The organism is Bacteroides sp. MSSM.1001136sp1_RTP21357st2_D2_RTP21359_211015 (assembly GCF_040913205.1).
GTDB classification, from domain to species: domain Bacteria; phylum Bacteroidota; class Bacteroidia; order Bacteroidales; family Bacteroidaceae; genus Bacteroides; species Bacteroides ovatus.
In genome coordinates this window covers 173,264-199,758 of record NZ_JBDFVF010000006.1, presented here as the reverse complement: position 1 = coordinate 199,758, position 26,495 = coordinate 173,264, and the positions used below count along the sequence as shown (strand labels likewise).

15 protein-coding genes are annotated in these 26,495 nt (G+C 42.3%); 7 read left to right on the top strand and 8 right to left on the bottom strand.

The genetic code is table 11. From position 1 onward, the window contains the following. Positions 1–502: 502 nt before the first annotated feature. Entirely contained in the window at positions 503–3,094 is a 2,592-nt protein-coding gene (gene xyl3A, locus AB5217_RS06585; protein ID WP_211480723.1) for a xylan 1,4-beta-xylosidase, read from the bottom strand. Positions 3,095–3,432: 338 nt separating this feature from the next. On the opposite strand from xyl3A, the gene AB5217_RS06580 reads away from it, so the two are divergent. Together AB5217_RS06580 and AB5217_RS06575 are read left to right on the top strand one after the other, a co-directional pair. After that, a complete protein-coding gene (locus AB5217_RS06580; protein WP_004320962.1) occupies positions 3,433–5,439 on the top strand; it encodes a family 43 glycosylhydrolase in 2,007 nt (668 codons plus the stop codon). Between the two features lie 223 nt (positions 5,440–5,662). Beyond that, positions 5,663–6,430 carry a class I SAM-dependent methyltransferase gene (locus AB5217_RS06575; protein WP_008775408.1) on the top strand — a complete coding sequence of 256 codons (768 nt, stop codon included), beginning with the start codon at positions 5,663–5,665 and terminating at the stop codon, positions 6,428–6,430. 133 nt (positions 6,431–6,563) lie between these two features. Here the strand turns inward: AB5217_RS06575 and AB5217_RS06570 are convergent, their stop codons facing one another. Further along, complete coding sequence (locus tag AB5217_RS06570) at positions 6,564–10,904, bottom strand: hybrid sensor histidine kinase/response regulator transcription factor (protein WP_008775409.1); 4,341 nt, start codon at positions 10,902–10,904, stop codon at positions 6,564–6,566. Positions 10,905–11,380: 476 nt separating this feature from the next. Here AB5217_RS06570 and AB5217_RS06565 point away from each other — a divergent pair, with 476 nt between their 5' ends. The 3 genes from AB5217_RS06565 to nagB are packed head-to-tail and all read left to right on the top strand — an operon-like array spanning position 11,381 to position 14,474. Continuing rightward, on the top strand, positions 11,381–12,358 hold the full coding sequence (locus AB5217_RS06565; protein WP_004305273.1) for a TIGR01212 family radical SAM protein: 978 nt from the start codon (positions 11,381–11,383) through the stop codon (positions 12,356–12,358). Positions 12,359–12,416: 58 nt separating this feature from the next. After that, a complete protein-coding gene (locus AB5217_RS06560; protein WP_004309431.1) occupies positions 12,417–13,613 on the top strand; it encodes an FprA family A-type flavoprotein in 1,197 nt (398 codons plus the stop codon). Between the two features lie 48 nt (positions 13,614–13,661). Beyond that, positions 13,662–14,474, top strand: a complete 813-nt coding sequence (gene nagB / locus AB5217_RS06555; RefSeq protein ID WP_004301540.1) for a glucosamine-6-phosphate deaminase — start codon at positions 13,662–13,664, stop codon at positions 14,472–14,474. Positions 14,475–14,576: 102 nt separating this feature from the next. Here nagB and AB5217_RS06550 read toward each other — a convergent pair whose 3' ends face one another. The 6 genes from AB5217_RS06550 to AB5217_RS06525 all read right to left on the bottom strand — a co-directional run bounded on the left by AB5217_RS06550 (position 14,577) and on the right by AB5217_RS06525 (position 23,511). Continuing rightward, complete coding sequence (locus AB5217_RS06550; RefSeq protein WP_120080405.1) at positions 14,577–16,703, bottom strand: GDSL-type esterase/lipase family protein; 2,127 nt, start codon at positions 16,701–16,703, stop codon at positions 14,577–14,579. A 145-nt stretch (positions 16,704–16,848) separates the two neighbouring features. Continuing rightward, a complete protein-coding gene (locus AB5217_RS06545) occupies positions 16,849–17,463 on the bottom strand; it encodes an L-threonylcarbamoyladenylate synthase (RefSeq protein ID WP_004301542.1) in 615 nt (204 codons plus the stop codon). 19 nt (positions 17,464–17,482) lie between these two features. Further along, positions 17,483–20,011: an AsmA-like C-terminal region-containing protein gene (locus AB5217_RS06540; RefSeq protein WP_149938933.1), complete on the bottom strand. Its 2,529-nt coding sequence runs from the start codon at positions 20,009–20,011 to the stop codon at positions 17,483–17,485. 370 nt (positions 20,012–20,381) lie between these two features. Continuing rightward, the gene (locus tag AB5217_RS06535) at positions 20,382–22,376 is read right to left on the bottom strand and encodes a tetratricopeptide repeat protein (protein WP_149938935.1); all 1,995 of its coding nucleotides are present in this window, start codon (positions 22,374–22,376) and stop codon (positions 20,382–20,384) included. A gap of 2 nt (positions 22,377–22,378) precedes the next feature. Beyond that, positions 22,379–23,164, bottom strand: coding sequence for a Cof-type HAD-IIB family hydrolase (locus AB5217_RS06530; protein ID WP_004301545.1), 786 nt, complete (start codon positions 23,162–23,164; stop codon positions 22,379–22,381). A gap of 200 nt (positions 23,165–23,364) precedes the next feature. Further along, on the bottom strand, positions 23,365–23,511 hold the full coding sequence (locus tag AB5217_RS06525; protein ID WP_004301546.1) for a hypothetical protein: 147 nt from the start codon (positions 23,509–23,511) through the stop codon (positions 23,365–23,367). A gap of 332 nt (positions 23,512–23,843) precedes the next feature. Between AB5217_RS06525 and AB5217_RS06520 the strand changes: the two genes are divergently transcribed. Continuing rightward, complete coding sequence (locus AB5217_RS06520; RefSeq protein ID WP_032847397.1) at positions 23,844–24,833, top strand: hypothetical protein; 990 nt, start codon at positions 23,844–23,846, stop codon at positions 24,831–24,833. A gap of 184 nt (positions 24,834–25,017) precedes the next feature. Continuing rightward, the gene (locus tag AB5217_RS06515; RefSeq protein ID WP_032847395.1) at positions 25,018–26,190 is read left to right on the top strand and encodes a MalY/PatB family protein; all 1,173 of its coding nucleotides are present in this window, start codon (positions 25,018–25,020) and stop codon (positions 26,188–26,190) included. The last annotated feature ends 305 nt before the right edge of the window (positions 26,191–26,495 follow it).

The window sequence follows — 26,495 nt, the reverse complement described above, 5'->3', positions numbered from 1 at the left end:
AATAAGATGAAAAGACAATATTGGTGTAAGATAAATGTATAAAAGATTAAGGAAAGAGTATAATGCGTTTTCCCTGAAAGGTGCCGCTATCTTTACCTTCCCACGGCCGTGGTAGCTTCTTCTCACGGCCGTGGTGAGATACTACCACAGCCGTGGAGAGATCTCGTCACGGCCGTGAAGAACTAACAAGATCGATACTTTAGCAGAACGATAACGGCACCTTAGTTGAACAATAACGGTGTCTTTGCGGAATAATGCAGGCTTGGTAAGTAAGGGATAATAGCTGCATAGTGCAGTTTTAAACAATAATAGGCTGACAATAAAAGACGGAAATCTTTATTGTCAGCCTATTGTCAGCTTCTATTGTCAGTGGGTAATAGCTTGAAAACAATCACTTTATGAAGCCATAACTCTTGGCCTGACAATAAAAACCATTTTTTATAAATTCTCAATGTAGCCTAAGTTCATTAACCCGGCCTCAAATTGTATGTAATAGCATTGCCTATTGAATCTGAATACTGCACGTTTGCAAGTCTTTTTCATTTGAACTGTTTCCGTAAAGTATCTTATATGTTCCGTTTAAAGGACGTATGGTATTGGTCGCTGCATCAAACCATTCGAAAGAATCGTACGGAAGCTCTATCTGGACGTTCTGTGTCTTACCTTTAGCAATGCTAACCCGTTGGAAACCACGAAGAGTTTTTTGCGGACCTTCTTTGTCGTCAGGACGGCAGATATACACTTGAACCACTTCTTCACCGTCTCTCTGCCCGACGTTACTTACCGGGATAGTAAGGATTGCTTTTTCGCCTTTGGTCAGCTTCGATTGGTTCAGGGTAGCTTTCCCATAAGAGAAACGGGTATAACTTAAACCGTAGCCGAATGGATAAAGAGGTGTTTCCGTCATGAAACGGTAGGTACGTCCCTTCATCGAATAATCTTCATAATCCGGTAATTGTTGCATGCTTTTATAGAAAGTGATAGGCAGACGTCCGGCAGGATTGTAATCTCCGAAAAGAACATCGGCAACGGCTGTTCCACCTGCCTGTCCGGGATACCATGCTTGCAGGATAGCATCGCAATTCTGCGTTTCAGGCACGATGGCCATTGCCGAACCGGAGAAGTTGACGAATACTGTTTTCTTTCCATTCTTCTTTAGAAGAGCAAGAACTTCTCGCTGGATGGCGGGCAATTCGATTTCTGTACGGTCGCCGCCTTTGAATCCGGGGTCGGATACCCGCATGGATTCTCCTTCCAATAGGGGGGAGATGCCTCCGGCAAAGATAACTACATCTGCGCTTTGCAACTTGTTCAGGATTTCACGGGCATCCATTGGAGTTTGTTTTGCCAAGTCGAAGTTCAGTGCAGGGTTATCTTTAACCTGAATAAAACGCAACTCGATGTCGTAACTCTTTCCTGCTTCGTAGTTGAAAGAATACAGATTGGTATGATTCTTGATGTTGGTGGCTTCTGCTATTTGCTTGCCGTTGAGGAATAAAGTAACTCCTCCGTTAGTCATCACGCGGAAAGTGGCGGCACCGGAATCTGTTGGGCGGAAAGTGGAACGATAGATGGCGGTGAAGTTTTTCAATCCTACACCGGGAGCAAATACGGTAGAACCTTCTGCACTGAAATGGAAAGGAGTGGTCAGACGGTCGGTTGCAGCAATTTTGCCTTTATATTCGCGGTTATTCCAGTAGGTGGCGTTGAATCCGGCTTCTCCGTCGATGCTGCACTGATTGAATAGGCTGTGCAGGGTGGTGTCGTTTGTATATCCGCATACAGGTTCGTAGATGATTTGTGCGTCAGGTAGTTTGGCGCGTATTCCTTCCAGTAAAGTGACGGTATGTGAAGGAAAGCCGTTGTAGTTACCCCATTGCATTACCGAGTCGTTGGCGTTGGGGCCGATGACTGCGACTTTCATCTGACGGTTTAATGGAAGGATGTTGTTATTGTTTTGGAGTAATACCAGACTTTCATGTGCCATTTTCAGTGCCAGTTCTTTGTGTTTGGGACAGTCGATAACAGAAAATGGAATGTTACTCCAGGGATGAGTCGAATTCATTTCTCCCAGTTCAAAGCGGGCTTTCAGTAGTCTTTTGACTGATGTATTGATTTTCTCTTCCGAAATCAGGCCTTTTTTCACAACATCGGTGATGCTTTTGAAGTTACCGCCACATTCGAGATCTGTTCCGCTTAAAACAGCGTCGGCAGAGGCATGGGCGGCATCGGGATGCGTTTCATGTTTCTTGCGTTGGAAAAAGTCTCCGATTGCTCCGCAGTCGGTGACTACGATTCCTTTGAATCCCCAGTCGTTGCGGAGAATTTGGGTTAACAGACGGTTGCTGCCGCAGCAGGGATCGCCTTCGAAACGGTTGTAAGCGCACATCACTTCTTTAACTCCTGCTTTTTGTACCAGTTCCTTGAAAGCAGGAAGGTAGGTTTCCCATAAGTCTCTGGGTGCAATGTTTTCTGCGTTGAAGCTGTGACGGTTCCATTCGGGACCCGAGTGTACGGCAAAGTGTTTGGCGCAGGCATGAAGTTTGTCATATTCGGCATCTTCCGGTCCTTGCAGACCTCTGACTGCCGCCATTCCCATACGTCCGCTTAAATAAGGGTCTTCGCCGTATGTTTCCTGTCCCCGTCCCCAGCGGGGGTCGCGGAAGATATTGACGTTGGGAGTCCACATGGTCAGTCCCTGATAACGTTTATATTGTCCTTTTTCATTGAATTGGCGGTTCTTGGCGCGTGCTTCGTCAGATACGGCATCAAAGACTTCGTATAATAGTTCGTCGTTGAAAGAAGCGGCCATACCTATGGCTTGTGGAAAGACAGTAGCCAGTCCGGCGCGGGCAACGCCATGAAGAGCTTCGTTCCACCATTCATACGGCTTAATGCCAAGCCGGGGAATAGCCGGTGAGTTGTTTTGCATCAACGCCACTTTTTCTTCTAATGTGAGGCGTTGAAGTAAATCGTCCGCCCGTTGTTCCGCAGTTAATTTCGTGTCCTGATAGGGATACTTGCTGGGTTGTTGTGCCTGTACATTTACCCCTTGAATTCCGATAAGACAGGCAATGATCCATTGCTTTTTCATTTTCTAGTTCTTTTGGTTTTTAGATTTGAGACTGCAATAGTACGTGCTTTTCATTATTTTTGTGGGGAATATCCGGTAGAAAAGGAGGATTTCCTATGCAAGGCTTATTTGGAGCCGATAAATCCATAGACCTGTTCAAAGATAAAACATTTTAGCTGAATAGAACGTGAACTTTATAATGTAAATAGAAAGATACTGAAATGTTTGTTTGAAAGGGTATGTATGATTGTCCTCCTTTTGTACTGATTATTACTCTGGCAGGATGGAGGAAATGCTTAATATTGCATTGTTAATTAAGCTCATCCGGGCGTTTATTCATTGATTAAAATGCGAATACTATGATGTATCATTCGACTTGTTCTTTTAAGTGTTTACCTTATCTTTTGATTCTGGGGTGCATATTGACGTTCCTGCAAGCTTGTGCACCTGTTCAGAGATATGTCCTGTTATCCTCCGATAATGGTGACGGAACCTATACCAATCCGGTGATTAATGCCGATTATCCTGATCCGGATATTATCCGTGTAGGGGAGGATTATTACATGGTTAGTTCGTCCTTCGTGGCAATGCCGGGAATTCCGGTCTGTCATTCGAAAGATTTGATTAATTGGCAAATTATCGGTCATGCCTATGACAGTATCACTTTCCAGCCTCAATATCGGATGGAAAATGAGAAAACGGCTTATAGCCGTTTGTGCTGGGCCCCTACCATCAGATATGATGAAGGCATTTATTATATAGGAGTCAATATTGCGGATGATGGCTTCGTCATGTTTAAGAGTACGAGGCCGGAAGGTCCTTATACGATGCATAAGTTTGAAAAGCGGTTGTATGATCCCGGCTTTTTTATTGATGATGACGGTAAAAAGTATGTCACTCACGGAAAAGGGAAAATCTATCTGACGCGGTTGAAAGATGATGCTACGGGAGTGCTCGACCCTCAAGATAAAGGAACGCTCATTATAACAGCTCCCGAAGGTTACGGCCATTTGTTTGAGGGATGTCACACTTATAAAAGAAACGGATGGTATTATGTCTTTAATCCGGCGTTGGGGTATGATGGGGTGCAGATGATAAGCCGTTCACGAAACCTTTATGGACCTTATGAAACGAAAGTTCTGATAGATGATGATATTAATTATGCCGGTGCAGGTGTTCATCAGGGTGGGTATATAGAAACGGCTGAAGGAGAATCCTGGGCATACACTTTTCAAGATCGCGATTATATGGGGAGGTGTCTTATGTTATATCCTATGAAATGGGAGAATGAATGGCCGGTTGTCGGACCGGAAGGCAGACCGGGGAAAGGAGTGGTTACTTATCGGAAACCGGCAGTCAAAGGTAAACATAAGATGAATTATCCTCATCATTCCGATTCTTTTGACAAACCGGAATTGGCTCCGGTCTGGGAATTTAATCATGTTCCGTATAAAGAGAAGTGGAGCTTGACGGACAGGCCGGGTTATTTTAGAATATATGCTCAACATGCCAAAGGTTTTTATTGGGCGAGGAACTCGTTAACTCAAAAGGTGACAGGACCGTATAGCACGGGCACGGTATTATTAGACTTGTCCGGTTTAAAGGAAGGTGACTTTGCCGGAAATGGGATTATGGGAAGAATGATGTATCAATTTGGAGTCAGAAAGAAGGACAACCGCTTTTGGCTTGAAATGAGAAAAGGGAACCGGAATGCGGCAGAGATGATTGTGGATAGTCTTGAATTGAAAGATGTTCAGAGAATTTATCTGCGCACAGAAACAACGAAAGAAGGGGCTACTCGTTTTCATTATAGTTTGGATAATCGCCAATATCATCGTTTCGGTCCTGAAGGTGTTTCTAATTTCTGGGGATTTCTAGGGATACGGCATGCACTCTGTTGTTATAATGTAATGAAAGGAAATCCTTGCGGATATGCCGACTTTGACTCTTTTGAACTGGAAAGTGCGCATCGCGGCAATCATTATGATGCATTTACGGAAATAGACTTCTTTCGTTATGACGACCGGGAAGGGATGACATTGGTTCGTCCTGTCGGCAAACGTCCGATGCAATTTCTAACGGATATAAAGGACAGCGATTGGCTTGTGTTTAATAACTTGACATTTAAGAAAAGACCCGGAAAGATAACATTCGAACTGCAGGCTTTGAATCCGGGAGGAGTTCTTGAGATGAGAAGAGGTTCTTTACAAGGGGAACTGTTGGCTTCTTGCACTATTCAATCTACTAACGGGGAGTGGACGAAGCAGAGTTTTGAAGTAAAGAAATTACGAAAGAAAGAGAAAGTCTATTTTGTGTTCGGAGGTTCAAATAAGAGCTTATCTATTAAGAATTTCATATTTGAGTAGAATATCCAGCAAGGTCATATATCGAACCTTTATCGAAATAGAAAATCACTAAAGTAAAGGTTTTAGAGGATAATCATAGCTGGCTTATAGATATTTACTACATTTGCGAACGACCGGTAATACTTCCGGTTATTTATAGAATATCCTTTTGGTACATTGTGCGTTGGGGATATTCTTGTTTGTATAAGAAATAATAGTAAATAATGGATATTGGAGGAGGCAAATGAATAGTGATTATAAAGTTGGCGATTTAATTTATGATGCAAATATTTATGATGGAATGAATACCAGCATGGATGATTTGCAATTTTATAAGCGGTGGTTACCTAAAAACAAGGATGCCCGAATACTTGAGCTTTGCTGTGGAACTGGCAGACTTACTCTTCCTATTGCAAAGGATGGATATGATATAAGTGGGGTTGATTACACTGCTTCAATGCTCCATCAGGCTAAGATGAAAGCTGCCGAGGCTGGACTAAGAATCAATTTCATTCAGGCGGATATCAGGACTCTGGATTTACAGGAGAAGTACGACCTTATTTTTATTCCATTTAATTCGATCCATCATTTATATGAGAATGAAGATTTATTTAAGGTACTTCATGTCGTTAAAAATCACCTCAAAGACGGAGGCTTATTTCTGTTGGATTGTTTTAATCCGAATATTCGGTATATAGTTGAAGATGAGAAAGAGCAGCAGGAAATAGCCACGTATACAACTGATGATGGAAGAGAAGTTTCGATAAAGCAGACAATGCGATATGAAAATAAAACCCAGATTAATCGGATCGAATGGCATTATTTTATCAATGGTGAATTCAATTCTATTCAAAATCTGGATATGAGAATGTTTTTCCCTCAAGAGTTGGATTCATATTTGGAATGGAATGGTTTTAGTATTATTCATAAATATGGAGGATTTGAAGAAGAAGTATTTAATGATGATTCGGAAAAACAGGTGTTTGTTTGTCAATGTAAGTTTGGATATTGATGTGTTGTTGACAGGCAAATCTCTTTATCTTGTATGAAAAGTCCCTTTATATCAGTTTACTCTATCAAATTTTGATTGATCGAATAATGAGACAACCGGGTATAAAGGGACTTTTTATATGCTTATCAAAGAGTTATTTTTTTCTCTCTTTGTATTCTGACGGGGTAATTCCTATCACTTTCTTGAAGCACTTGCTGAAATATTTCGGATCGTTGAACCCCGTCATATATGCTACCTGGGAGAAGTTATATTCGTCGCTGTCAATCAGTTGTACGGCACGTTTGATACGTATTTCCCGTATAAAGTCAACAGGTGTCAGTCCGACGATTGATTTTAATTTCCGGTAGAAGATTGTACGGCTAAGCATCAACTGTTCTGCAAATTCGTCAATCGTTAGTTCGGCATTGTCCATCTGTTCTTCCATGTATGCCATTACTTTTTTCATAAATTGCTCGTCGTATGGAGTAATCTGTGGTTGTGAAGGAGTCAGAGGATCGGGAGAAGAGGTATTCTTTCCTTCCATCAGCCTATTCATATAGAGCTCCTGCAATGCTTTGCGTTGTCGTAACAAGGAGGCTACACGGGTCTTTAGATAAGTAGCACTGAAAGGTTTGGTGATATAATCGTCAATGCCTTGTTCCAATCCGGCGATACGGTCGTCCAGAGAGGCTTTGGCTGATAATACAATGATGGGGATATGGCAAATATTGTTGTTCTCTTTGATTTGCCTAATCATTTCTAAACCGTCCATCACCGGCATCATAACATCGCTGATAATAAGATCGGGCAGGTCGTCAACAGCATGTTGCAATCCCTCTTCACCATTGGAAGCTGTGATTACCGTATAATTCTCCGACAAAATACTTTTCAGAAAAGCCTTTAACTCTTCATTATCTTCTACCACCAATATGGAGAAACCATCCGAATTAGTCTCAAGGTCTTCTTTTTCTTCCACCTCTTCTGGCGCTTTCATGCTATCGACGGGATGAGGTGCTGAACTCTGACTATCATTCAGGATAAATTCGACTTGTACATCCTCTTCGAAAATTTCCCGTTGTAAAGGCAAGCTTACTGTAAAACGGCTGCCTATTCCGGGTTGACTATTTACTGTAATAGTGCCATGATGCATTTCCACCATCTCTTTCACGAGAGACAGCCCGATGCCGGAAGATGGTTGCAGAATATTCTGTTTTACCAATGACTCGAAGCGTTGGAACAAGGAATGTTGCTTTTCTACTGCAATTCCGATTCCTTCGTCTGCAACCTCTATCTCTACCGTCTTCTCTTTCGTTGTGATATTGACTGTAATCGACTTGTCGGCAGGTGTATATTTGAATGCATTGGAAAGCAGATTGAAGAATATCTTTTCAAACTTATCTCTATCCACCCAGCTATATACCGACTGGATGGTAGAAGTCAGCTGATAGTTTATGTTCTTTTCTTCAGCTATCAGTTTGAAGCTACTCATCACCTTTTGCAAAAGTGGAATCAAATCGGTCTCTTCAATCAGTAGTTTCATTTTCTGATTCTGAATCTTGCGGAAATCCAGAATCTGATTCATCAGTCGGAGCATGCGCTCTGTGTTCTGATGTACCAAAGTCAAATGCTCACGGGCGGAAGGAGAAAGCGGCTCATTCTCTAATACCTCTGTCACAGGGCTACTGATTAAAGTTAGCGGAGTACGTAATTCATGAGATATGTCAGTAAAGAATCGCAGTTTGATATTTGCTAATTGTTGTTCCATATCCACTCTGTGACGTAACCGGTAGATGTAAAATAATACATATACGATGCTTGCCGTAAAGAGTATGAATAGAATGAAATAGAGCAGCCATGCCCAGTAGGTTTCCCAAAAGGTGGGGAGTACATGTATAGATAGAGTCCGTACATTGTCCACCCAGACCCCGTCACTGTTTGTTGACTTTATCTGCAACTGATATTTGCCTGCAGGTAAGTTGATGTAGCTAGCGGAACGGTTATTATCTGCTTCATTCCATTCTTCTTCTAGTCCTTGCAGGCGATAGGCATATAAAATCCCTTTTGGATTGACATAATCAAGTGCAGCAAACTGGAAAGTTACATTCCTTTGAGAGGGCTCCAGTTCCAATTCTTCCAGATTGTCAATAGAGTGATCGGTAAGGTGTCCTTGAATCTTGAGTCCCGTAAACACAATAGGAGGGACATAGCTACTCTTCCGCATCTTCTCCGGAGAAACTTCCAGAAAGCCTTTATCAGTTCCTAAGATAATTTGGTTGCGGGCATTGATAATAGGAAGAGCTTCGGAGAAATTGAATTCCTGATAGATGGAACTTAATTCATAGTTCTCAAAAGTTTCTTTGGCTGGATCGAATTTGGAGAGCGCAATCTCCGAAACAACCCATAGCTGATTCTGTGTATCTTCAATCATTGATAGTGCCAAATCGGACGCCAGCCCGTTGTTCTTGTCGTAGTTTCTGAATTGGATATTCTCGTTCAGCAGATTGGGAGATATCACTTTATTTACGCCTCCGGTGAAACTGATGATATAAGTGGTTTTATTCTTGTCTGTATAGATATGCATGATATCGTTGGCACTAAGACTGTTTTTATCTCCCGGTCTACGGATATTCCGGTAGAATTTAATCTCTTCCAGGCGTTCGAAGTTGTTCGAGAATGTCAGCAGTCCGTTAGTCGTTCCCACTAAAATCACTCCTCCCGGAGCTTCTGCAATATTGCGTACTTTCATACCGTAAGCTATGGGATAGTTTCTTAACTCATTATTACTATGAATAAATGAAACTTTTCCATCTTTAGCTTGTGCCAGCAGATTTAATCCACCCCCATAACATCCTATCCAAATATTATTACGACTGTCCTGAAAGATAGCATAAATGCTATTACTGCTTAAACTATAAGGATCATTTGTCTGGTGTTCAAAATGGTGAATAGAGTAATGATTTGCTCCTGTCTTTTTAAGTTGGAAAAGTCCGATTTCTTTAGTCCCCAACCATATATTTCCATCTTTGTCTTCCAGAATTGAATATACCCCATTATAGAACGATTGTTTTTCCTTAATGATATTTCCTTGTTTGGATAAGTACCCCACCAGGTTACCATCCGGTGCGAATATTTGGATATAATTAGATTTCGATGCTGTCCATAGACGTTTATTGCTGTCTTGCAGGAATGCACGTGTTTCTGCCTCGTAATCAGTCAGGTTAAATTGATAGCTCTGTGGAAAGAAGCATAGTTTCTCTACACCACGTGCTGTTGCAAACCAACAGTTTCCCTGATTATCCAATGTATAAGACCTGACTAACGGACTGAAAATAGACTTAGGATTATTGATATCCGTAAGAAGCGGTTTGAGAGTTCTTTCTTTCCGGTCATAGTAGCAAAAGTTTCCTTCCGTGGGGAGTAACCATAGGTTTTTCGCATTATCTTCAAAAATAAGTTTGCGACTTTTACGCCCATGCTTGATAATCTCATCTTTTGGGGTGAACAGATGCTCTTTTTCATTGGTCACGAGGTTAAGATGGACAATGCCCGGATCTTTTGAAAAAATCCAGATATCTCCCAAGTGGTCTTGATAGACAGATTCTACATCGTTGGAAGTTTGGGTAGCTGTACGGATGTCTATTTGCTGGAAACTGTTCTTCGGGATAGAATACAAAATCACTCCATTATCCGTTCCCAAGGCCAGCATATCTTTTCCTATGGTGGTGACATTGTTTATTTTATGATGCGGATAAGGAATATCTACGAATTTCAGTTTTTTAGTGTGGAAGTCATATCTGGCTAACTTGTCATTTTCTGCAATCAGATAGATCGTTTCCTTTATTTGGGTGATGAACTGGAAAGGAAAGTCAGTATCCAGTGTTTTCTTTCCTATGATGGAAACACCTTTGTCTGTCAATATCCATTCATCTTCTTCAGAGTCTTGATAAATGTTAAATATTTGATATCCTTTCAGGTTGTGGTTGGAAGCTGAATAAAGTGTGATACCTTCTCCTTTTTTGCATAATTGTTCGTCCACTCTGAATGCATATCCGCTTTCACAGAGAATCCAGGCAATCCCTTTCTCCAGCGAATAAATGCGTGTAACATTGTTAGTTTGTTTCGTGGAAAGTTCAATAGGTTGGAGAACATCAATAAACTTCTCGGTTTCCACATCAAAAAGACAGGCTTGTCCATCGTAAGTGGGGCACCATATATCTCCGTATTTGCTTTCTGAAATAGTTCCCATGCGATTACTGCCGAATGCATATTTACTCTCTTGCGAAGTTTTATATGTCTTAAAAGTGTATCCGTCAAACTTGTTAAGCCCGTTCCAGGTACTAAACCAAACAAGCCCTTTCTGATCCTGTAAAATGCTCATTACATTACCTTGAGCGAGACCGTCACTCACGGAGAAATGTTTAACTTGGCAGATAGGTTGAGCAGCTATATCGATCGCTATTGTTAGAAGAAGAAATAAAGTATGGAGCCGTTTCATAGTAGTTACTTTAATGTTTATAGCAAAAATAAACAAAACAATGCAGAATGGAAAGTCCGATAAGCGGTTTGAACGAATAATACTCGTTTTTTCCTATTTTTTCCTCTTCATCCTATACAGCATTGATCTCTATGTTGTGTTTTGAACAAAAATAAGAGAGTAATATTAGTTAAAAAAATCCTCTTTATAATCTGAATAAGATTATAAAGAGGATAATTTTATTGACAAGAGTTGCATGGGGTATGGTGAGATGAAATCATAATTGGGGAATAAATTGCACAAGACTTTCACAAGTATCCTCCTGCCAATGCCTAAAATCATAGCAAAGCTAATTAAATAGTTTTTCGAATTGCAATATTTATTAATTTATCTTATGGTATTTATGAAATTTTTAATATATTGAAGATATTTTGTGCCAACTTTCCGTAACTCGTTGATTTTGCTTATGTTTGTAGGTAAAATAAAGAATGAAGTGAATGAATATGTCTACACAGCTATTATATAATGATTTCCCTACTTTTTTACGGAAATATTTTCCTTACAAAGTACAAAAGATTTCATTGAATGCAGGTTTCACTTGCCCCAATCGTGATGGTACAAAAGGGTGGGGTGGATGTACTTACTGCAATAACCAGACTTTTAATCCGGATTATTGTCGGACAGAGAAATCTATTGCAATTCAATTGGAAGAAGGTAAATGCTTTTTTGCCCATAAATATCCGGAAATGAAATATTTGGCCTATTTTCAGGCCTACACCAATACATATGCGGAGTTGGAAGGCTTGAAGCGTAAGTATGAGGAAGCATTGGCGGTGGATGGGGTAGTCGGGCTGGTGATTGGTACGCGTCCCGATTGTATGCCGGAAAGTTTGTTGCGTTATCTGGAAGATTTGAACAAACATACGTTTCTCATGGTAGAATATGGGATCGAAAGCACTTGTGATGAAACCTTAAAACGCATCAATCGGGGGCATACTTATGCAGATACAGTAGAAGCTGTGTGTCAGACAGCGGCCTGTGGTATCCTGACAGGTGGACATATCATCCTCGGACTTCCGGGAGAAACACATGATACAATGGTGGCACATGCCGAAATTCTTTCCGATCTGCCTTTAGCTACACTTAAAATCCATCAGTTACAGTTGATCCGTGGTACGCGAATGGCGCATGAGTATGACGTAACTCCTGCTGGCTTTCATTTGTTTAACGAGGTTGAGGAATATATTGATCTGGTGATTGATTATGTAGAACATCTCCGTCCCGATATGGTTGTGGAACGTTTTGTTTCCCAATCTCCTAAAGATTTATTAATAGCTCCGGACTGGGGATTGAAAAATTATGAATTTGTAGCTCGTTTACAAAAAAGAATGAAAGAAAGAGGTGCTTATCAAGGTAAGAAGTATAGGGATTCGGAAAAAAGGATTATTTTTGCAAACGATAAACTTACCACTTAATAAATAGCTGTTTTGCGGAGTATAGAATAGTGGAAGAAATATTTAATGGATTTGAAAGATGGAAAGTAAAACAAGAATTAAAGGAAATGTCCACTATGTGGGAGTAAATGACCGTAACAAGCACAGATTTGAAGCGATGTGGCCATTGCCCTATGGAGTTTCATATAACTCTTATCTGATTGATGATGAAATGGTGGCATTGGTAGATACGGTAGATATCTGTTATTTTGAAGTCTACTTGCGTAAAATCAAGCAAGTGATTGGAGAACGTCCCATTAATTATTTGATTATAAATCACATGGAACCGGATCATTCGGGATCTATCCGATTGATTAAACAACATTATCCGGAAATTATTATCGTGGGTAATAAGCAAACATTCGGTATGATTGAAGGTTTCTATGGGGTAACCGGTGAACAATATCTGGTAAAGGACGGTGATTTCCTCGCTTTAGGACGTCACAAACTGCGTTTTTATATGACTCCAATGGTGCATTGGCCGGAAACGATGATGACTTTTGATGAAACGGATGGAGTTCTTTTCTCCGGTGACGGATTCGGATGTTTTGGTACTGTAGATGGCGGATTCCTGGATACCCGGATCAATGTCGATAAGTACTGGGGAGAAATGGTTCGTTACTACTCTAATATCGTTGGTAAATACGGAAGCCCCGTGCAAAGGGCTTTGCAGAAATTAGGTGGACTTCCCATTTCTGCCATTTGTTCTACTCACGGACCTGTATGGACAGAGAATATTGCAAAGGTGATCGGCATATATGATCGTTTGAGTCGTTATGATGCGGATGAAGGTGTTGTTATTGCCTACGGAAGCATGTATGGAAATACAGAGCAGATGGCGGAAGCTATTGCTGAAGAGCTTTCTGCACAGGGGGTTAAGAATATCGTTATGCATAACGTAACAAAGAGTCATCCTTCTTATATCATAGCGGATATTTTCCGTTATAAGGGATTGATTATCGGTTCTCCTACGTATAGTAATCAGATATTTCCGGAGGTGGAAGCGCTGCTTTCAAAGATTCTGCTGCGTGAGGTGAAGGGACGCTATTTGGGTTACTTCGGTTCTTTTGCATGGGCAGGTGCTGCGGTGAAACGTCTGGCGGAGTTTGCTGAAAAGAGTAAATTCGAATTGATCGGTGATCCGGTGGAGATGAAGCAGGCTATGAAAGACCTGACTTATACCCAGTGCGAAAATCTGGCACGTGCCATGGCGGACCGTTTGAAGAAAGATCGTTAAAACAGTGAATGAGATAATTTATTAACTAACCTATAAAATAATCGACTTATGAGACTTATTATTCAGCCGGACTACCAGTCCGTATCTCTGTGGGCTGCACATTACGTTGCCGCTAAAATAAAAGCTGCCAATCCAACCCCCGAGAAACCATTTGTATTGGGCTGTCCCACCGGATCATCTCCTCTGGGCATGTATAAAGCTTTGATCGACCTGAATAAGAAAGGAATCGTTTCCTTCCAGAATGTGGTAACATTCAACATGGACGAATATGTAGGATTGCCGAAAGAACATCCGGAAAGCTATTATTCTTTCATGTGGAATAACTTTTTCGGTCATATCGACATTAAACCCGAGAATACTAATATTCTGAATGGTAACGCTCCGGATCTGGATGCAGAATGTGCACGTTACGAAGAAAAGATCAAGTCATACGGTGGCATCGACCTGTTCATGGGTGGTATTGGTCCTGACGGACATATTGCATTCAACGAACCGGGATCTTCATTGACTTCACGCACTCGTCAGAAAACGTTAACAATGGATACCATCATTGCTAACTCCCGTTTCTTTGATAATGACATCAACAAAGTTCCTAAGACTTCTTTGACAGTGGGAGTAGGTACTGTGCTTTCTGCAAAAGAAGTGATGATTATTGTAAATGGTCATAACAAAGCTCGTGCTTTGTATCATGCGGTAGAAGGTGCTATCACACAGATGTGGACAATCAGTGCATTGCAAATGCATGAAAAGGGTATTATCGTTTGTGATGATGCTGCTACAGCTGAATTGAAAGTGGGTACTTACCGTTACTTCAAAGATATCGAATCTGCTCATTTGGATCCAGAATCATTGATTAAGTAATTTGTGATGAAATAATAGAAATAAGGGCTGCGCACTGAAAATGTGACGCAGCCCTTTTAATTTCTGATACTATTATGTGAAGATTAGATTTTGGATGATTGTCTAACGAGCAAGTATTTTGGCTATTTCTGTTGCTGCTACTTTATATCCTTCACCAGTGAAATGAATGTAATCATTTCCATAAAGTCCGTCTTTCATAGTTCCGTCCGCTTCGGTGAACCATTTGGTGGGATTGATATATTCAACTTTCTCGAATCGGTGATGTTGTAATATGTCATGAATCTTATCACATTGTGTGCGCACTTTACTCTGTTGTTCCTTACCGGATGGAAACAGACCTAAAAGAATGATACGTGATTCGGGGAATTGCTTCCGTACTTCATTGGCTACTGCGATAATTCCTTCAGCCGTGTTTTCAGGACTGTCTTTTCCACTTATCAGATTATTAATTCCAATGGCAATCACTATGTTTTCAGGGTGGCAACTATTGTAGTTATCATAACGGACACGCCAAAGCAGGTTTTGCGTGCGGTCGCCGGATATGCCGGCACTTTCCCAATTATCCTTTCCTATGGCATTGTCCATAGCCTCTTTGCCGGGCTTGTAAGTCACTTCTTTTCTGTTACCTCCCCAACCTTGTGTGATGGAATTTCCCAATAACAACAGTTTTAAATGTTTCCCATTGAGAGTGGCGGTTATGTCTTTTGCTACGCTGTTCCAGTCCGAGTTTTGGGTCCATCCGGCTGCCGAACGGAATTCATTTCCCGGTACAGGATGCACACACATATTTTCCGCCCTGTTCGTAGCTTTGAGGATGAACTGCACAATAGGCTCGGGATTGTTGAGGGAGTGCGGGTGATGATCCACTCCAGGCTTATGAATAATAGTAATTGGTGCATGCAATTCCTCCATACGTTGTTCGAAAATGGCTGTGTTTTCAGCAACCGACACCACTTGGTCAGCATCACCTACCACGTGCAGGATGGGGATTCCGGCTTTTGCCATTGTCGGTGCACAGTCTATCGGATTCTTTTTCCAGTTCAACGCTTCAGCTTCGTTTTTAAAACCGTAAGCATTGAGAAATTGTTTCGTATCCATGGCGGAACCGGCAGATTTACCTTGTCCCATAGGCCAACTTTTGAAGTCCATTACGGGGGCATCTGCATAAATACATGCCACTTTTTCCGGGTTTTGTGCCGCCCAGTTATAGACAATCAGCCCGCCACGACTCATCCCTTCAAGTGCCACTTTCTTGTTGAATCCGGCTTTCACCATTCGCTTGTAAAAACTATTCCAGCGTTGAACAGCTTTATCCGAGCCATATAAGTCGGCTACATCACAGTAAACAATATGAAAGCCATGTTCCAATAATGCTATGGCAGTCTGTGGCTCATGCCCCCAAAAGCGTGCACGAATCATCCAAGGTTTTCCTATGGCTTCTTTTGCGGGCTCTACTACAAGGCATTTTACTCCCTCATTCTCAAATTCATACCCTTGGTGTCCATGGAAGTTGAATCGTTTGGCATCTTGTATTCCCAGTGATGTCTGCAGCTTTGTTGGAGAAGCTGTTGTTTTTACAGCGAGATATTCATATATCTTTTGGGCCATGACTCCTGCTCCGATAGAAGAGGGGTGTAGTTTGTCCGGTAGCATAACCGAATCCCACTGGTCGCCGAAGAGATTAAACAGATTGATAATTTCCAGTTGATTTTTCCAAGCCAATTCTTCCACCGTGGGGCGTACCTCGTTTTCTATCAGTTGTGCATTGATTTCCGAACCCTCCGGCAGGAAACAACGGATAGGAGTCAGGAGAATAATACGTGGATGTGATTTCAGATTCCGGTATGTGTCAATTAATGTCTGGTAATTGTCTTTGAATTCGTTTTTGTATTTCCAGTTTTGCGGTTTGGTATCGTTAGTACCTAATTTGATTAATACAATATCGGGCTGATATTCCAGAGATGCTTTGTAGGTATCTGTTTCGGAATATGGGTAATCTCCTTTAGACAATATAGTTCGACCAGAGGCTCCGAAGTTTTTGACCTCATACCCATCTCCCAGATAAGCTTGAAGTTGTGCCGGATAGCAGTTCATTTCCCGGTTGGGGATGAATGCTCCATAAGTAATACTGTTTCCTATGCACGCTACCCGTATGGGTTCACTTGCAAATGATTGGATAGTAATGAATAGACATACAAGAAAGATGCCGATGTGATTTAATTTTTTCATGATGAATATGATGGTTTTGGTTTGTTGGGGGGATAACCAATCGTTGTTTTGCTGTGTATAAACGAACTGGCATGCTACTAATAATAAAACTTATTTATTCACGTTCCTATCATATAGCATACCAGTTCGATTCATTTTTCGGCTTTTATACCTCTTCCAGCCAGCCTTTCCCTTGCCGGATGATTTCCAGTTCGTCGTCGGTACATTTCACTACAGTGGAAGGTTCTATACCTCCGATACCTCCGTCAATGACCAGATCGACAATGTCACCGAACTTCTCATCTATCAGTTCGGGATCTGTCATATATTCCAAGTCCTCATGCTCTTCGTAGGGCAGAGTGGTCGTCATAATGGGAGCATCCAGCAGGCGTGCGATTTCGCGGATGATATTATTATCCGGCATACGGATACCCACTTCTTTCCGGTTGCGGAAGATTTTGGGTAACCGGTTGGTTCCGTTCAAAATAAAGGTGAATGGCCCTGGAAGATTATGCTTCATCAGCTTGAATATATTATTGTCTACTTTCGCATATTCGCTGATGCTACTCAAGTCATAACAGATGATAGACAGATTGTTCTTTCTAGGGTCTATCTCTTTGATCCGGCATATCCGTTCTATAGCACGTTCCTTCAAACCATGACAGCCGATGGCGTACATCGTATCAGTGGGATAGATAATCAGTCCGCCGTCATTCAGGATGTCGATGATTCGTTGTAAATCCTGCGGGTTATTATTTTTGTCATATAGCTTCAGAAGCATAATTCATTCTCCTTCTCTCTTATTTGAGTTTCTTTTTTAAGAAATCCAGTGCCTTTTCTGCTGCTTTCTCTGTCACCTTTTGTTTGATTGAATCCTTATTAGCGGTAGCGGCAGAGTCCAGTCCCAGTTTCTGTCCGAGTTTGCTGATAGCTTCATCGGCTACAGCCTCGACAGCTTGATTGGCCATGCTTTTAGTATCGACGCTGACTTTCGGAGAGGTAAATGAACCTCCGATCTTCAAGTCAAGAGTCATTAGTTTAGAGATATTGCCTACAGATGTCGGCAACTTCACTTTTCCGGAGTAGTCGATGGTTTGATCGAGGCCTGTGCTACCGGAAAGATTCAATGTGTAGTCTCCCATCTTGATATCGAACGGTTTGGTTTCTACGCGTCCGTCTTTGATGGTGAAATCCAGTGTCATATCTTTCACCTTCATGTCTTTCAGACTTGGCTGTTTAACGGCATCGGCTATTTCGTCGATTGCTTTCACTCCGCTCAAACTAAGATCACGGGTGGAAAGGCTGCCATCACCTTGCATTGTATTCAGTACAGGGCTCATGGTTGCATCCAAATCTGTCAGTATATTAATACTTCCGGAGAAATTACCTTTCAGGTTTTCGAAGATAGGAGCCATCTTCTGCACCATGTCCAATTCTTTGTAAGCTTGTGCGAAACCGATATTGGAGAGTTTGAATCCGGCTTTCATTTCCGGCTTCTTTACGTTGGCAGTGGAGTAGTAGCCGTTCATGACCACGTTGCCACCCATGGTGTTCATGGAGAGGTTTTTCATATCCACTTTGCCATCTTTTACCACAAGCTTGCCGTTCATATTATTGAAAGACATCTTATCGAATAACACCTGTTTCAGGTTAGCGTCCATTTGGAAGTCGATGTTGCGGGGAACTTCCATAATACCCGTGGCAGCTGTAGCTACGGAGTCGGTAGACGCAGTTTCTGATGCAGTCGCTTCATCCGCAGAAGCGGCCATGAAGTCGTTCAGATTGAAATAGTTGGAACGAATATTCAGGTTTCCTTTCAATGTAGTACCTTTCAATACGTAACCGATATAGTTTTCAAACCGACTGTCGGCTGTGATATCATTCTTTCCGATGTTGACGGTTGTCTCGCTCAACTGGAGGTATTTCGGGGTGAAAGTGAAGAGAGACTTCTTGATTTCTACGTCCGGCATATCTTTCATTTTGAGTTTCATACCCGTCAGTCCGATAGTACCTGAAGCTTGCATACGTTCGTATTCCTCTTTTTCGATATAGGAAAGGCGTCCTGACATTTGCATATCGGCGTCAATGGTACCGTTCAACTCCATATCTCCAAGTGGATAGACTTGTTTTATCATACCTAAATTGAGAATCCCTTTAGCTTCAGCTTTAAAGTCCGGATCGCTGATCGGTGTTTTTACATTAGCCGTCAGGCTAAACGGATTTCCGGCAAGACGGAAACTGAAAGGATTGATATTGACCGTCGTCAGGTCGATATTTCCTCCCGGGTTCTGGACGTTGGCACTGATATTGATTTGATCCACTCCTGCCGGTAAAGCCGGATAGCGGAACATGGCATTCTTGACTTGCATATCAATGTTGAATGCAGGAACGGTGTCGCCTTGCAAGATACCTTTGGCCGTTGCAGTAAGCGTAGCGGTTCCGTCTGTTTTCAGACTGGAGAATTCCGTTGCATAAATGGCTGGAATCAGTGACAAGATTTCCTTAAACCCGATATCGTTCGTGTTAAGTTTCAAGTCCATGTCGATAGCCGGATCTTTCAAGGCTACCCAACCGTCGATACCTGCCTGAATGGCGTTGAGGCGGATGGTGTTGTCTTTTAATGTGTATTTGTTATTGGCAAGGTCGGCATTCACATCCATTGTTGCGGAGATATTGGCATTGGCCAGGAAAGGGATTCCATTCATCTTGTAAGTAAGTGATTTGGTTTCCGCTTCCAACTTCAGAGTAGTGCGGTCACTTCCTAAGTCTCCGGCGCAGACTGCGTTAAAGTCGCGGATATCAGCATACATCTTCCCTTGTTGATCGTCATAAATCAGGTTCATGTTTTTGATAACAAAGCGTTGTAGCTTCACTTTGAAAGGAGAAGATGCTTCTTCTTCTGAAACAGGAGCTTCGGCTGTTGCTGTTGTATCCGGTTTCATAATATCCCAGTTGGCACGTCCGTCCGGCAATACAATGGCATGTAAACGTGTATCTTCAATAAATATTTTAGAAATATCGTAACCGCTATCTCCGAAAAGAGAGAATAAGTTGACTGCGGCAGTAACTTCTCCGGCCTGTACAAGGGTGTCGTTGGCAAATTCACCAGTACCTTTTAACCAGAAATCCTCGAGAGTGACAGAAGCCTGTGGAAAGTTACGGAACAGGCTAATGTTAAGGTTCTTAAAGTCAAATTGTGCATTAAGCATCTTGTTGCCTTCTGTTTTTACAATGTCGGCTATCTTTCCCTGGAAGGCGAAAGGAAGAAGGAACATCAGAATGATGATGACTCCTACTGTGATAGCTGCGATTTTCAAACCTTTTTTCATTTGCTTCTATTTTAAGAGTTTGAGATATTACAAAGAGCAAAACTAATAAAAGTTTTTGATATAGAGGGAGAATCAGTTCTTTTTCTTTCGTCTTGATACGAAAGAAAAGGAACCAAAAAGAAAGAATCAAGGCTGCGTTTTTCCGACTACTCCGGTGTTTTCTCCGGCGTTAAAAAGGGCAGACTGTTTGAGCGTAGCGAGTGTCTGCCCTTTTTAACGCCGGAGGAAACACCTGCACTTGACGTCGGAAAAACGAGGCCGGGAGGCCATGCGGGGGGCACTGTTTGATGGAGATATTGTGTGTAGGATGATTTTTATGTAAGTGTGTAGATGACAAAGATGGATAGGTGCGGAGGTCGGGAAGAATAGGCTATTTTTTCTTTCTAAGTTCTTCTGCAATTCTCCATTGTAAGGCGGCTTCTCCTTCTTTCCCGACTTTCAACAGAGCGTCTCCGAAGAGTTCGTGTGCACCGGCATGTTCCGGTTTCAGGCTAGTGGCCTTGTCCAGGTCGGCAATGGCACCTTCTGTGTTTTCTGTTTTTAGCCGGAGCTTTCCGCGGTTATAGACAGCTTTAAAGTTTGCCGGATAGAGGGTGACTGCAGTGTTGAAGCAGTTTTCAGCATCGAAATACTCTTTGTTGTTGAAGAGAGTGATTCCTTTGCGTATCCAGGCATCCACATAATTAGGGTCGAGACTAAGTGCCTTGTCGTAGTTGGCGAGGGCGGCACGTGAGTCGTGTGCCTGGGTGATACATTCGTTACCCATTAATAGATATTCGTGAGCATATTGGCGGAGGCGTTCCTGCTGTTCGCGCATTTGCTCTTTGAGTTTCTTATTCTGCTCTTTCAAGGTGTTTATGACACCAAGTTTACGTCGGATAAAACGGCGGGGAACAGATTTCTCAATATCATAGCGGGAATGAATGGCGCGGAAAAACTGTTCCAGACATTCCTCCATGTCTCCTTTGTCGAAAGCGCGTGAAGCAGCAGCGTATTGCACGTCGGCCTGCGCTTGTTTCAGAGCTTTGTCGATAGCCTGCCGGTCGTTGAAACGTCCGGCAAAGTTTACGATTTCGGGGCGGACGAAGACGTCAGCACGGTTAATAGGCTTTTTGAGCTGAATACCGTCCAGTGAGGTACAGCGGCTTAGTGCCACGTATGCTTGTCCACCTGCAAATACACCACCTGTGAAGTCGATGACTACACGGCTGAAAGTCAGTCCCTGACTCTTATGGACAGTGATGGCCCAAGCTAACCGAATGGGATATTGTGTGAAGCTACCTAAGACTTCTTCTTCTATTTCTTTTGTCTTTTCGTTGTAGCGATAACGGATATTGCGCCATGATTCACGCTTTACGTCACATTCTTTTCCATCGTCGGTGATAACGTAGATGGTTTCTTCTTCCTCATCAATTCCGGCAATGACACCAATGGTACCGTTTACCCACCTGCGGTCGAAATCATTTTTAATAAAGATGATTTGTGCACCGGGTTTCAGTACGAGCTCTTGTGAGGTGGGTAGACTGCTTTCGGGGAAATCTCCTTCGATGACTCCTTCAAAAGTAATTGGGTCTCCGGGAAGTTCCGCCAGTTTCTTTTCGTTGATAGAGTCTACCGTGTCTCTACGGGTGGCCAGAGTGATATACATATCAGCTTCCGATTCTTCTATCTGGCTTCCATAACGGGTGTTCAGTAGTTGCAGATCAGCCGCTCCGGCTGTATTGTTCCGGATATGGTCGAGGACGCCGACAAAAACGGGGTCTGTTTGGCGGTATACCTTTTGAAGTTCGATGGATACCAGGTCTATCTGGCCGAATACTCTGGCAGAGAAAAAATAGGGTGTAGGATAGAAGCGGTTCAATATTTCCCGTTCGTCGTTTTTTACGACGGGCTCCAGTTGGAATACGTCGCCTACCAATAACAGTTGTTTTCCTCCGAAAGGTTCGCGCAGATTATGAGAGTATACACGTAGGATTCGGTCGATGGCATCAATGATATCCGCCCTTACCATTGAAATCTCGTCGATGATGACCAGTTCTATTTGTTCCAACAGCTTCCGGTGAGGCTTGGTGTATTTGAAAAAATCATGGATACGACCACGCTGGAGACTCAAGTTCGGGTCATCCGGCAGCAGCGGATAGAAAGGGAGTTTGAAGAAACTATGCATCGTACTTCCTCCGGCATTGATAGCAGCGATGCCTGTCGGGGCGAGTACAACGTGTTTCTTTTTGGTATTTTCGCAGACGTAACGCAGGAATGTAGATTTCCCTGTACCCGCTTTCCCGGTCAGGAAAACCGATTGACGCGTATATTGAATCAGGTTCAGGGCGTCTTGAAACGCTGCGTTATTGGTGTCTACGCTCATAATCAGATAATACCAAAATGCTTCATTGCCTTGCTGATGCCATCCTCGTCGATGGGAGCTGTCACATAATCGGCAGCGGCTTTCACATCCTCTTTGGCTTGTCCCATGGCTACTCCGATGGCTGCATGGCGGAGCATGCTGATGTCATTTCCTCCGTCTCCGAAAGCCATGGTATCTTCGAGTTTAATATCAAAATAGCGGATTATTTCATCAATGCCCTTTTGCTTGGTGTCTCCTTTGGCGGTCACATCGGCAAATGCAGGATACCATCGGCCTATCTCGCAGGTAGGAATAGACGGACGGATTTCTTTTTCTTCCTCTTCCGTGATAAAGGGTGTCATTTGGATGACTTCCTTACTGGTTGCCTCCTCGAAAGATACAGTCGGAATCACATTCACGTGCAGGAAATCATAGAATATCTTTTTCACCATGTCATTGGGCTGGCAAACGGAAATGTTGTGTTCCTCTACAAAGATACAGGGAACGCCTTTTTTCTCGCAGAAATCTCCCATCGCTTTTACTTCGTCCTGGGGGATGGCACTTTTATAGATTACCTGTTCCCCGACAAAGCAGTAAGCCCCGTTCATGGTGATATATCCATCAATCAGATTCCGGTCTTGCAATTCGGAGAGGTTGTTGATAATGGCTTTCGGACGTCCCGTAGCGATAAATATCTTCAGTCCTTTTGCACGGGCGGCTTCCAGTGCCTCAATGGTAGACGACGGGATGCGGTGAGTTTCAAAACTGACCAATGTTCCGTCTATATCAAAAAATAATGCTTTCGTCATAAATTCTTTTTTGAATGGAGTACAAAAGTACTATTTTTCTATGTAAATAGCAATTAGGAGATTTCTCTTATGCTTTTTTTAAGTCTCTACTCTTATCGATAGGAACACAATTATTTAAAAGTGCCTAATAAAATGATTAATTATAATAGGTTCCTTTATTCTTTTGACTAAAAAAGTTTCCCAAGCATGGCATCAAGTCTTTATTCTTCTAACGAATTCTCCTTATACTTCTCTCCATAGAGTTGCTGGTACTCCTTTTGGAAACGGTCATAAACACTTTGTGCATACGCTTTTTGTCCAAGTTTCTTGAGTGCTTTTATTTTGAAAGTCAATGCCGTTTCGCTCATTCCGTCAAACGAGAAAAGCACGTCGGACAATACGATAACCTTTCTGGGTTCATTATTCGCTTCTACGATAGGAAGCAGTTTCTCGATGATCCGGATGAAAAGTTCGTCATGGTTAATTTTGATATTGCCAAACCATTCGTAATGTACAAAAGTAGGCAGTAAGGTGCCTCGTTGCAGCAGGCCGATAAATCAGAATCCTAATTATTAATGGGATGGCAATTATGTTTCTTTCTGTTTTAATAAGACGGGATATTGCAGAACTTGATAAAACTAACAGTCTGTCCGGATATTCCCTTGGGGAGATTTAATCGGGCTTTAAAAATCTTGAATCAATGAAACTAATAAAATATTTATCCTTTATCCCTTTTCTAGCTCTTCTCTGCTTGATGACGGGATGTGAAAATGACAAAGATGTGTATTACCCTTATGTCAATGTTCCGCTTACTACGCACAATCCGGTGCTCGTTGAGGGAGAAGTCCTGCATATCGGTATTGGTTTGGACGGTGTGAATTATCGTGTAGAGAGTGATAATGAGGATGTGGTGACTGCCGAGGTGGTTGGCAACGAGATACTGTTGACAGGCAGTGACATAGGTAGCACCATCGTTCGCCTTTCGGATGATAGCTACAATCGTGCTCTCATGACGGTTGAAGTACGTAAACTTCAGGAACTGACACTCGAATCGCTCCCGGAGGGAGTGGAAGTATTGCGTCTGGATAATGACGGTGTTATTCTTCGTGAAATGAAAATACTGACCGGTAATGGCGGTTATACCGTTAAATCTCTGAATGAAGGGGTAGCTACTGTAGCAATCTCCGGCACTACAGTAACTGTTACTGTGGTAGGTGACGGTGGTACAACTATTACTGTGACCGACCAGGAAAAGGAAAGCCGTTCCATAGATTTATGGGTACCGCTCAATCTTGACGACCCGACGCCACGTATTTATTGGGATGGTTATCGTGCCGATATTAACACGGCCGGAGTTTCCAGTACCGGATCTTATGCGACGCCAAAAGATATGTACTGGTATCAACAAAACGGTGAAGTGAAAGATACATATTATGTCTACTTTAACGGTGGTTGGGCAAACAATTTAAATTGTGTGAATGCTGCCAACCGTAATCCGAAGTTTGAAACGACTATCAATGACACTAAGACTTCGTATACAGACAAAGCAGCCTCTGCCGTTAAACTGACCGAGTTTATTTTGGAAAAACGTATCGGTACAGGTCCGACGAGCCATCCGCATATCTATTTCATCTCTTTAAAAACAGAAGATGGTAAGCGTGGATTTATAGTGCATCGTTGGAATGAATAATAAAGACAAATAGGTTCTTAGTTTTTTTTCAGGGTATGAATATGAGGGTCGGATGCTGTATTGCTCCGGCCCTCTATGTTTTGATAGAGCATACAAAATTAGAGGCTGCCTTTCGGTAATACCACGAAAACAACTATCTTTGCTAACTGTTTATTATACACATAACCTAACAATATTATGCAGTATGAACTATAATTTTGATGAAATAATAAACCGTCATGGTACAGATTCTGTAAAATGGGATGCAGTAGAGAATCGTTGGGGACGCAATGACCTGATTCCAATGTGGGTAGCTGATATGGATTTCCGCACAGCTCCTTTTGTCATAGAGGCTTTGAAAAAACGCCTGGAGCATGAAGTACTCGGATATACATTTGCTTGCAAAGAATGGTCGGAGTCTATTATTAACTGGGTGAAGGAGCGCCATGGTTGGGCGATTCGTGAAGAGATGTTGACTTTCACTCCCGGTATTGTTCGCGGCTTGGCTTTTGTGATCCACTGCTTTACGCAAAAAGGAGATAAGATAATGGTAATGCCCCCTGTTTATCATCCTTTCTTTTTAGTCACTCAAAAGAATGAACGTGAAGTGGTATTCAGCCCGTTAGTCCTGAAAGATGAACAATATTATATTGATTTCAACCGCTTCCGTCAAGATATTCAAGGATGCAAATTGCTTATTCTAAGCAACCCCCATAACCCGGGTGGACGTGTATGGACCAAAGAGGAACTGTCTCAAATAGCCGACATCTGCTATGAAAGCGGCACATTGGTTATCTCTGACGAGATTCATGCTGACTTAACCCTACCTCCATACAAACATCCTACCTTTGCTTTGATTTCAGAGAAGGCACGGATGAACTCTCTTGTCTTTATGTCTCCCAGCAAGGCATTCAACATGCCGGGATTGGCTAGTTCTTATGCAATTATTGAGAACGACGAACTTCGTCACCGTTTCCAGACATATATGGAAGCAAGCGAGTTTAGCGAAGGACATCTCTTTGCTTATTTAAGTGTAGCAGCTGCTTACAGTCATGGTACAGAATGGCTGGACCAAGTGGTAGCATATATTAAAGGAAATGTGGATTTCACTGAAACGTATTTGAAAGAACATATTCCTGCTATCAAGATGATCCGTCCGCAAGCCTCTTACTTGATCTTTCTGGATTGCCGCGCATTGGGACTCAATCAGGAAGAACTGAACCGTCTTTTTGTAGAAGGTGCTCATCTGGCGCTGAATGATGGAACAACATTCGGTAAGGAAGGCGAGGGATTTATGCGGTTGAACGTTGCTTGTCCGCGTGTTACGCTGGAAAAAGCATTGAAACAGTTGGAGCAGGCTGTAATGGATTTAAAATAGTCTTTTAAGTCCATTCCCCGGTTCGGAAATAAAATCAATCCATTCAGGGGATGAAGCTATATTTCCTGTCTCACTCTTGCTTTTTACTATTAAATTTTGTATCTTTAGTGCTTCTCATCTTCCCAAAGACAGGTAATCATATTACAAAGTGACCAATATCATCTTATAAGGTGATATTGGTCACTTTGCAATGTGCCTATTGTCCCATTGTAACGGGACGACTTACCGACTGCATAAAAAACTACTAATCTTTGCACTGAAAAGTCTTAAGTACAAGATTGAAAAACTAGTTTGTTGCAGTATGA

What these genes read in the sequence shown, in the direction of transcription:
- xyl3A (WP_211480723.1), bottom strand. Translation starts at nt 3,094, where the DNA reads ATGAAAAAGCAATGGATCATTGCCTGTCTTATCGGAATTCAAGGGGTA.
- AB5217_RS06580 (WP_004320962.1), top strand. Translation starts at nt 3,433, where the DNA reads ATGATGTATCATTCGACTTGTTCTTTTAAGTGTTTACCTTATCTTTTG.
- AB5217_RS06575 (WP_008775408.1), top strand. Translation starts at nt 5,663, where the DNA reads ATGAATAGTGATTATAAAGTTGGCGATTTAATTTATGATGCAAATATT.
- AB5217_RS06570 (WP_008775409.1), bottom strand. Translation starts at nt 10,904, where the DNA reads ATGAAACGGCTCCATACTTTATTTCTTCTTCTAACAATAGCGATCGAT.
- AB5217_RS06565 (WP_004305273.1), top strand. Translation starts at nt 11,381, where the DNA reads ATGAATATGTCTACACAGCTATTATATAATGATTTCCCTACTTTTTTA.
- AB5217_RS06560 (WP_004309431.1), top strand. Translation starts at nt 12,417, where the DNA reads ATGGAAAGTAAAACAAGAATTAAAGGAAATGTCCACTATGTGGGAGTA.
- nagB (WP_004301540.1), top strand. Translation starts at nt 13,662, where the DNA reads ATGAGACTTATTATTCAGCCGGACTACCAGTCCGTATCTCTGTGGGCT.
- AB5217_RS06550 (WP_120080405.1), bottom strand. Translation starts at nt 16,703, where the DNA reads ATGAAAAAATTAAATCACATCGGCATCTTTCTTGTATGTCTATTCATT.
- AB5217_RS06545 (WP_004301542.1), bottom strand. Translation starts at nt 17,463, where the DNA reads ATGCTTCTGAAGCTATATGACAAAAATAATAACCCGCAGGATTTACAA.
- AB5217_RS06540 (WP_149938933.1), bottom strand. Translation starts at nt 20,011, where the DNA reads ATGAAAAAAGGTTTGAAAATCGCAGCTATCACAGTAGGAGTCATCATC.
- AB5217_RS06535 (WP_149938935.1), bottom strand. Translation starts at nt 22,376, where the DNA reads ATGAGCGTAGACACCAATAACGCAGCGTTTCAAGACGCCCTGAACCTG.
- AB5217_RS06530 (WP_004301545.1), bottom strand. Translation starts at nt 23,164, where the DNA reads ATGACGAAAGCATTATTTTTTGATATAGACGGAACATTGGTCAGTTTT.
- AB5217_RS06525 (WP_004301546.1), bottom strand. Translation starts at nt 23,511, where the DNA reads ATGAGCGAAACGGCATTGACTTTCAAAATAAAAGCACTCAAGAAACTT.
- AB5217_RS06520 (WP_032847397.1), top strand. Translation starts at nt 23,844, where the DNA reads ATGAAACTAATAAAATATTTATCCTTTATCCCTTTTCTAGCTCTTCTC.
- AB5217_RS06515 (WP_032847395.1), top strand. Translation starts at nt 25,018, where the DNA reads ATGAACTATAATTTTGATGAAATAATAAACCGTCATGGTACAGATTCT.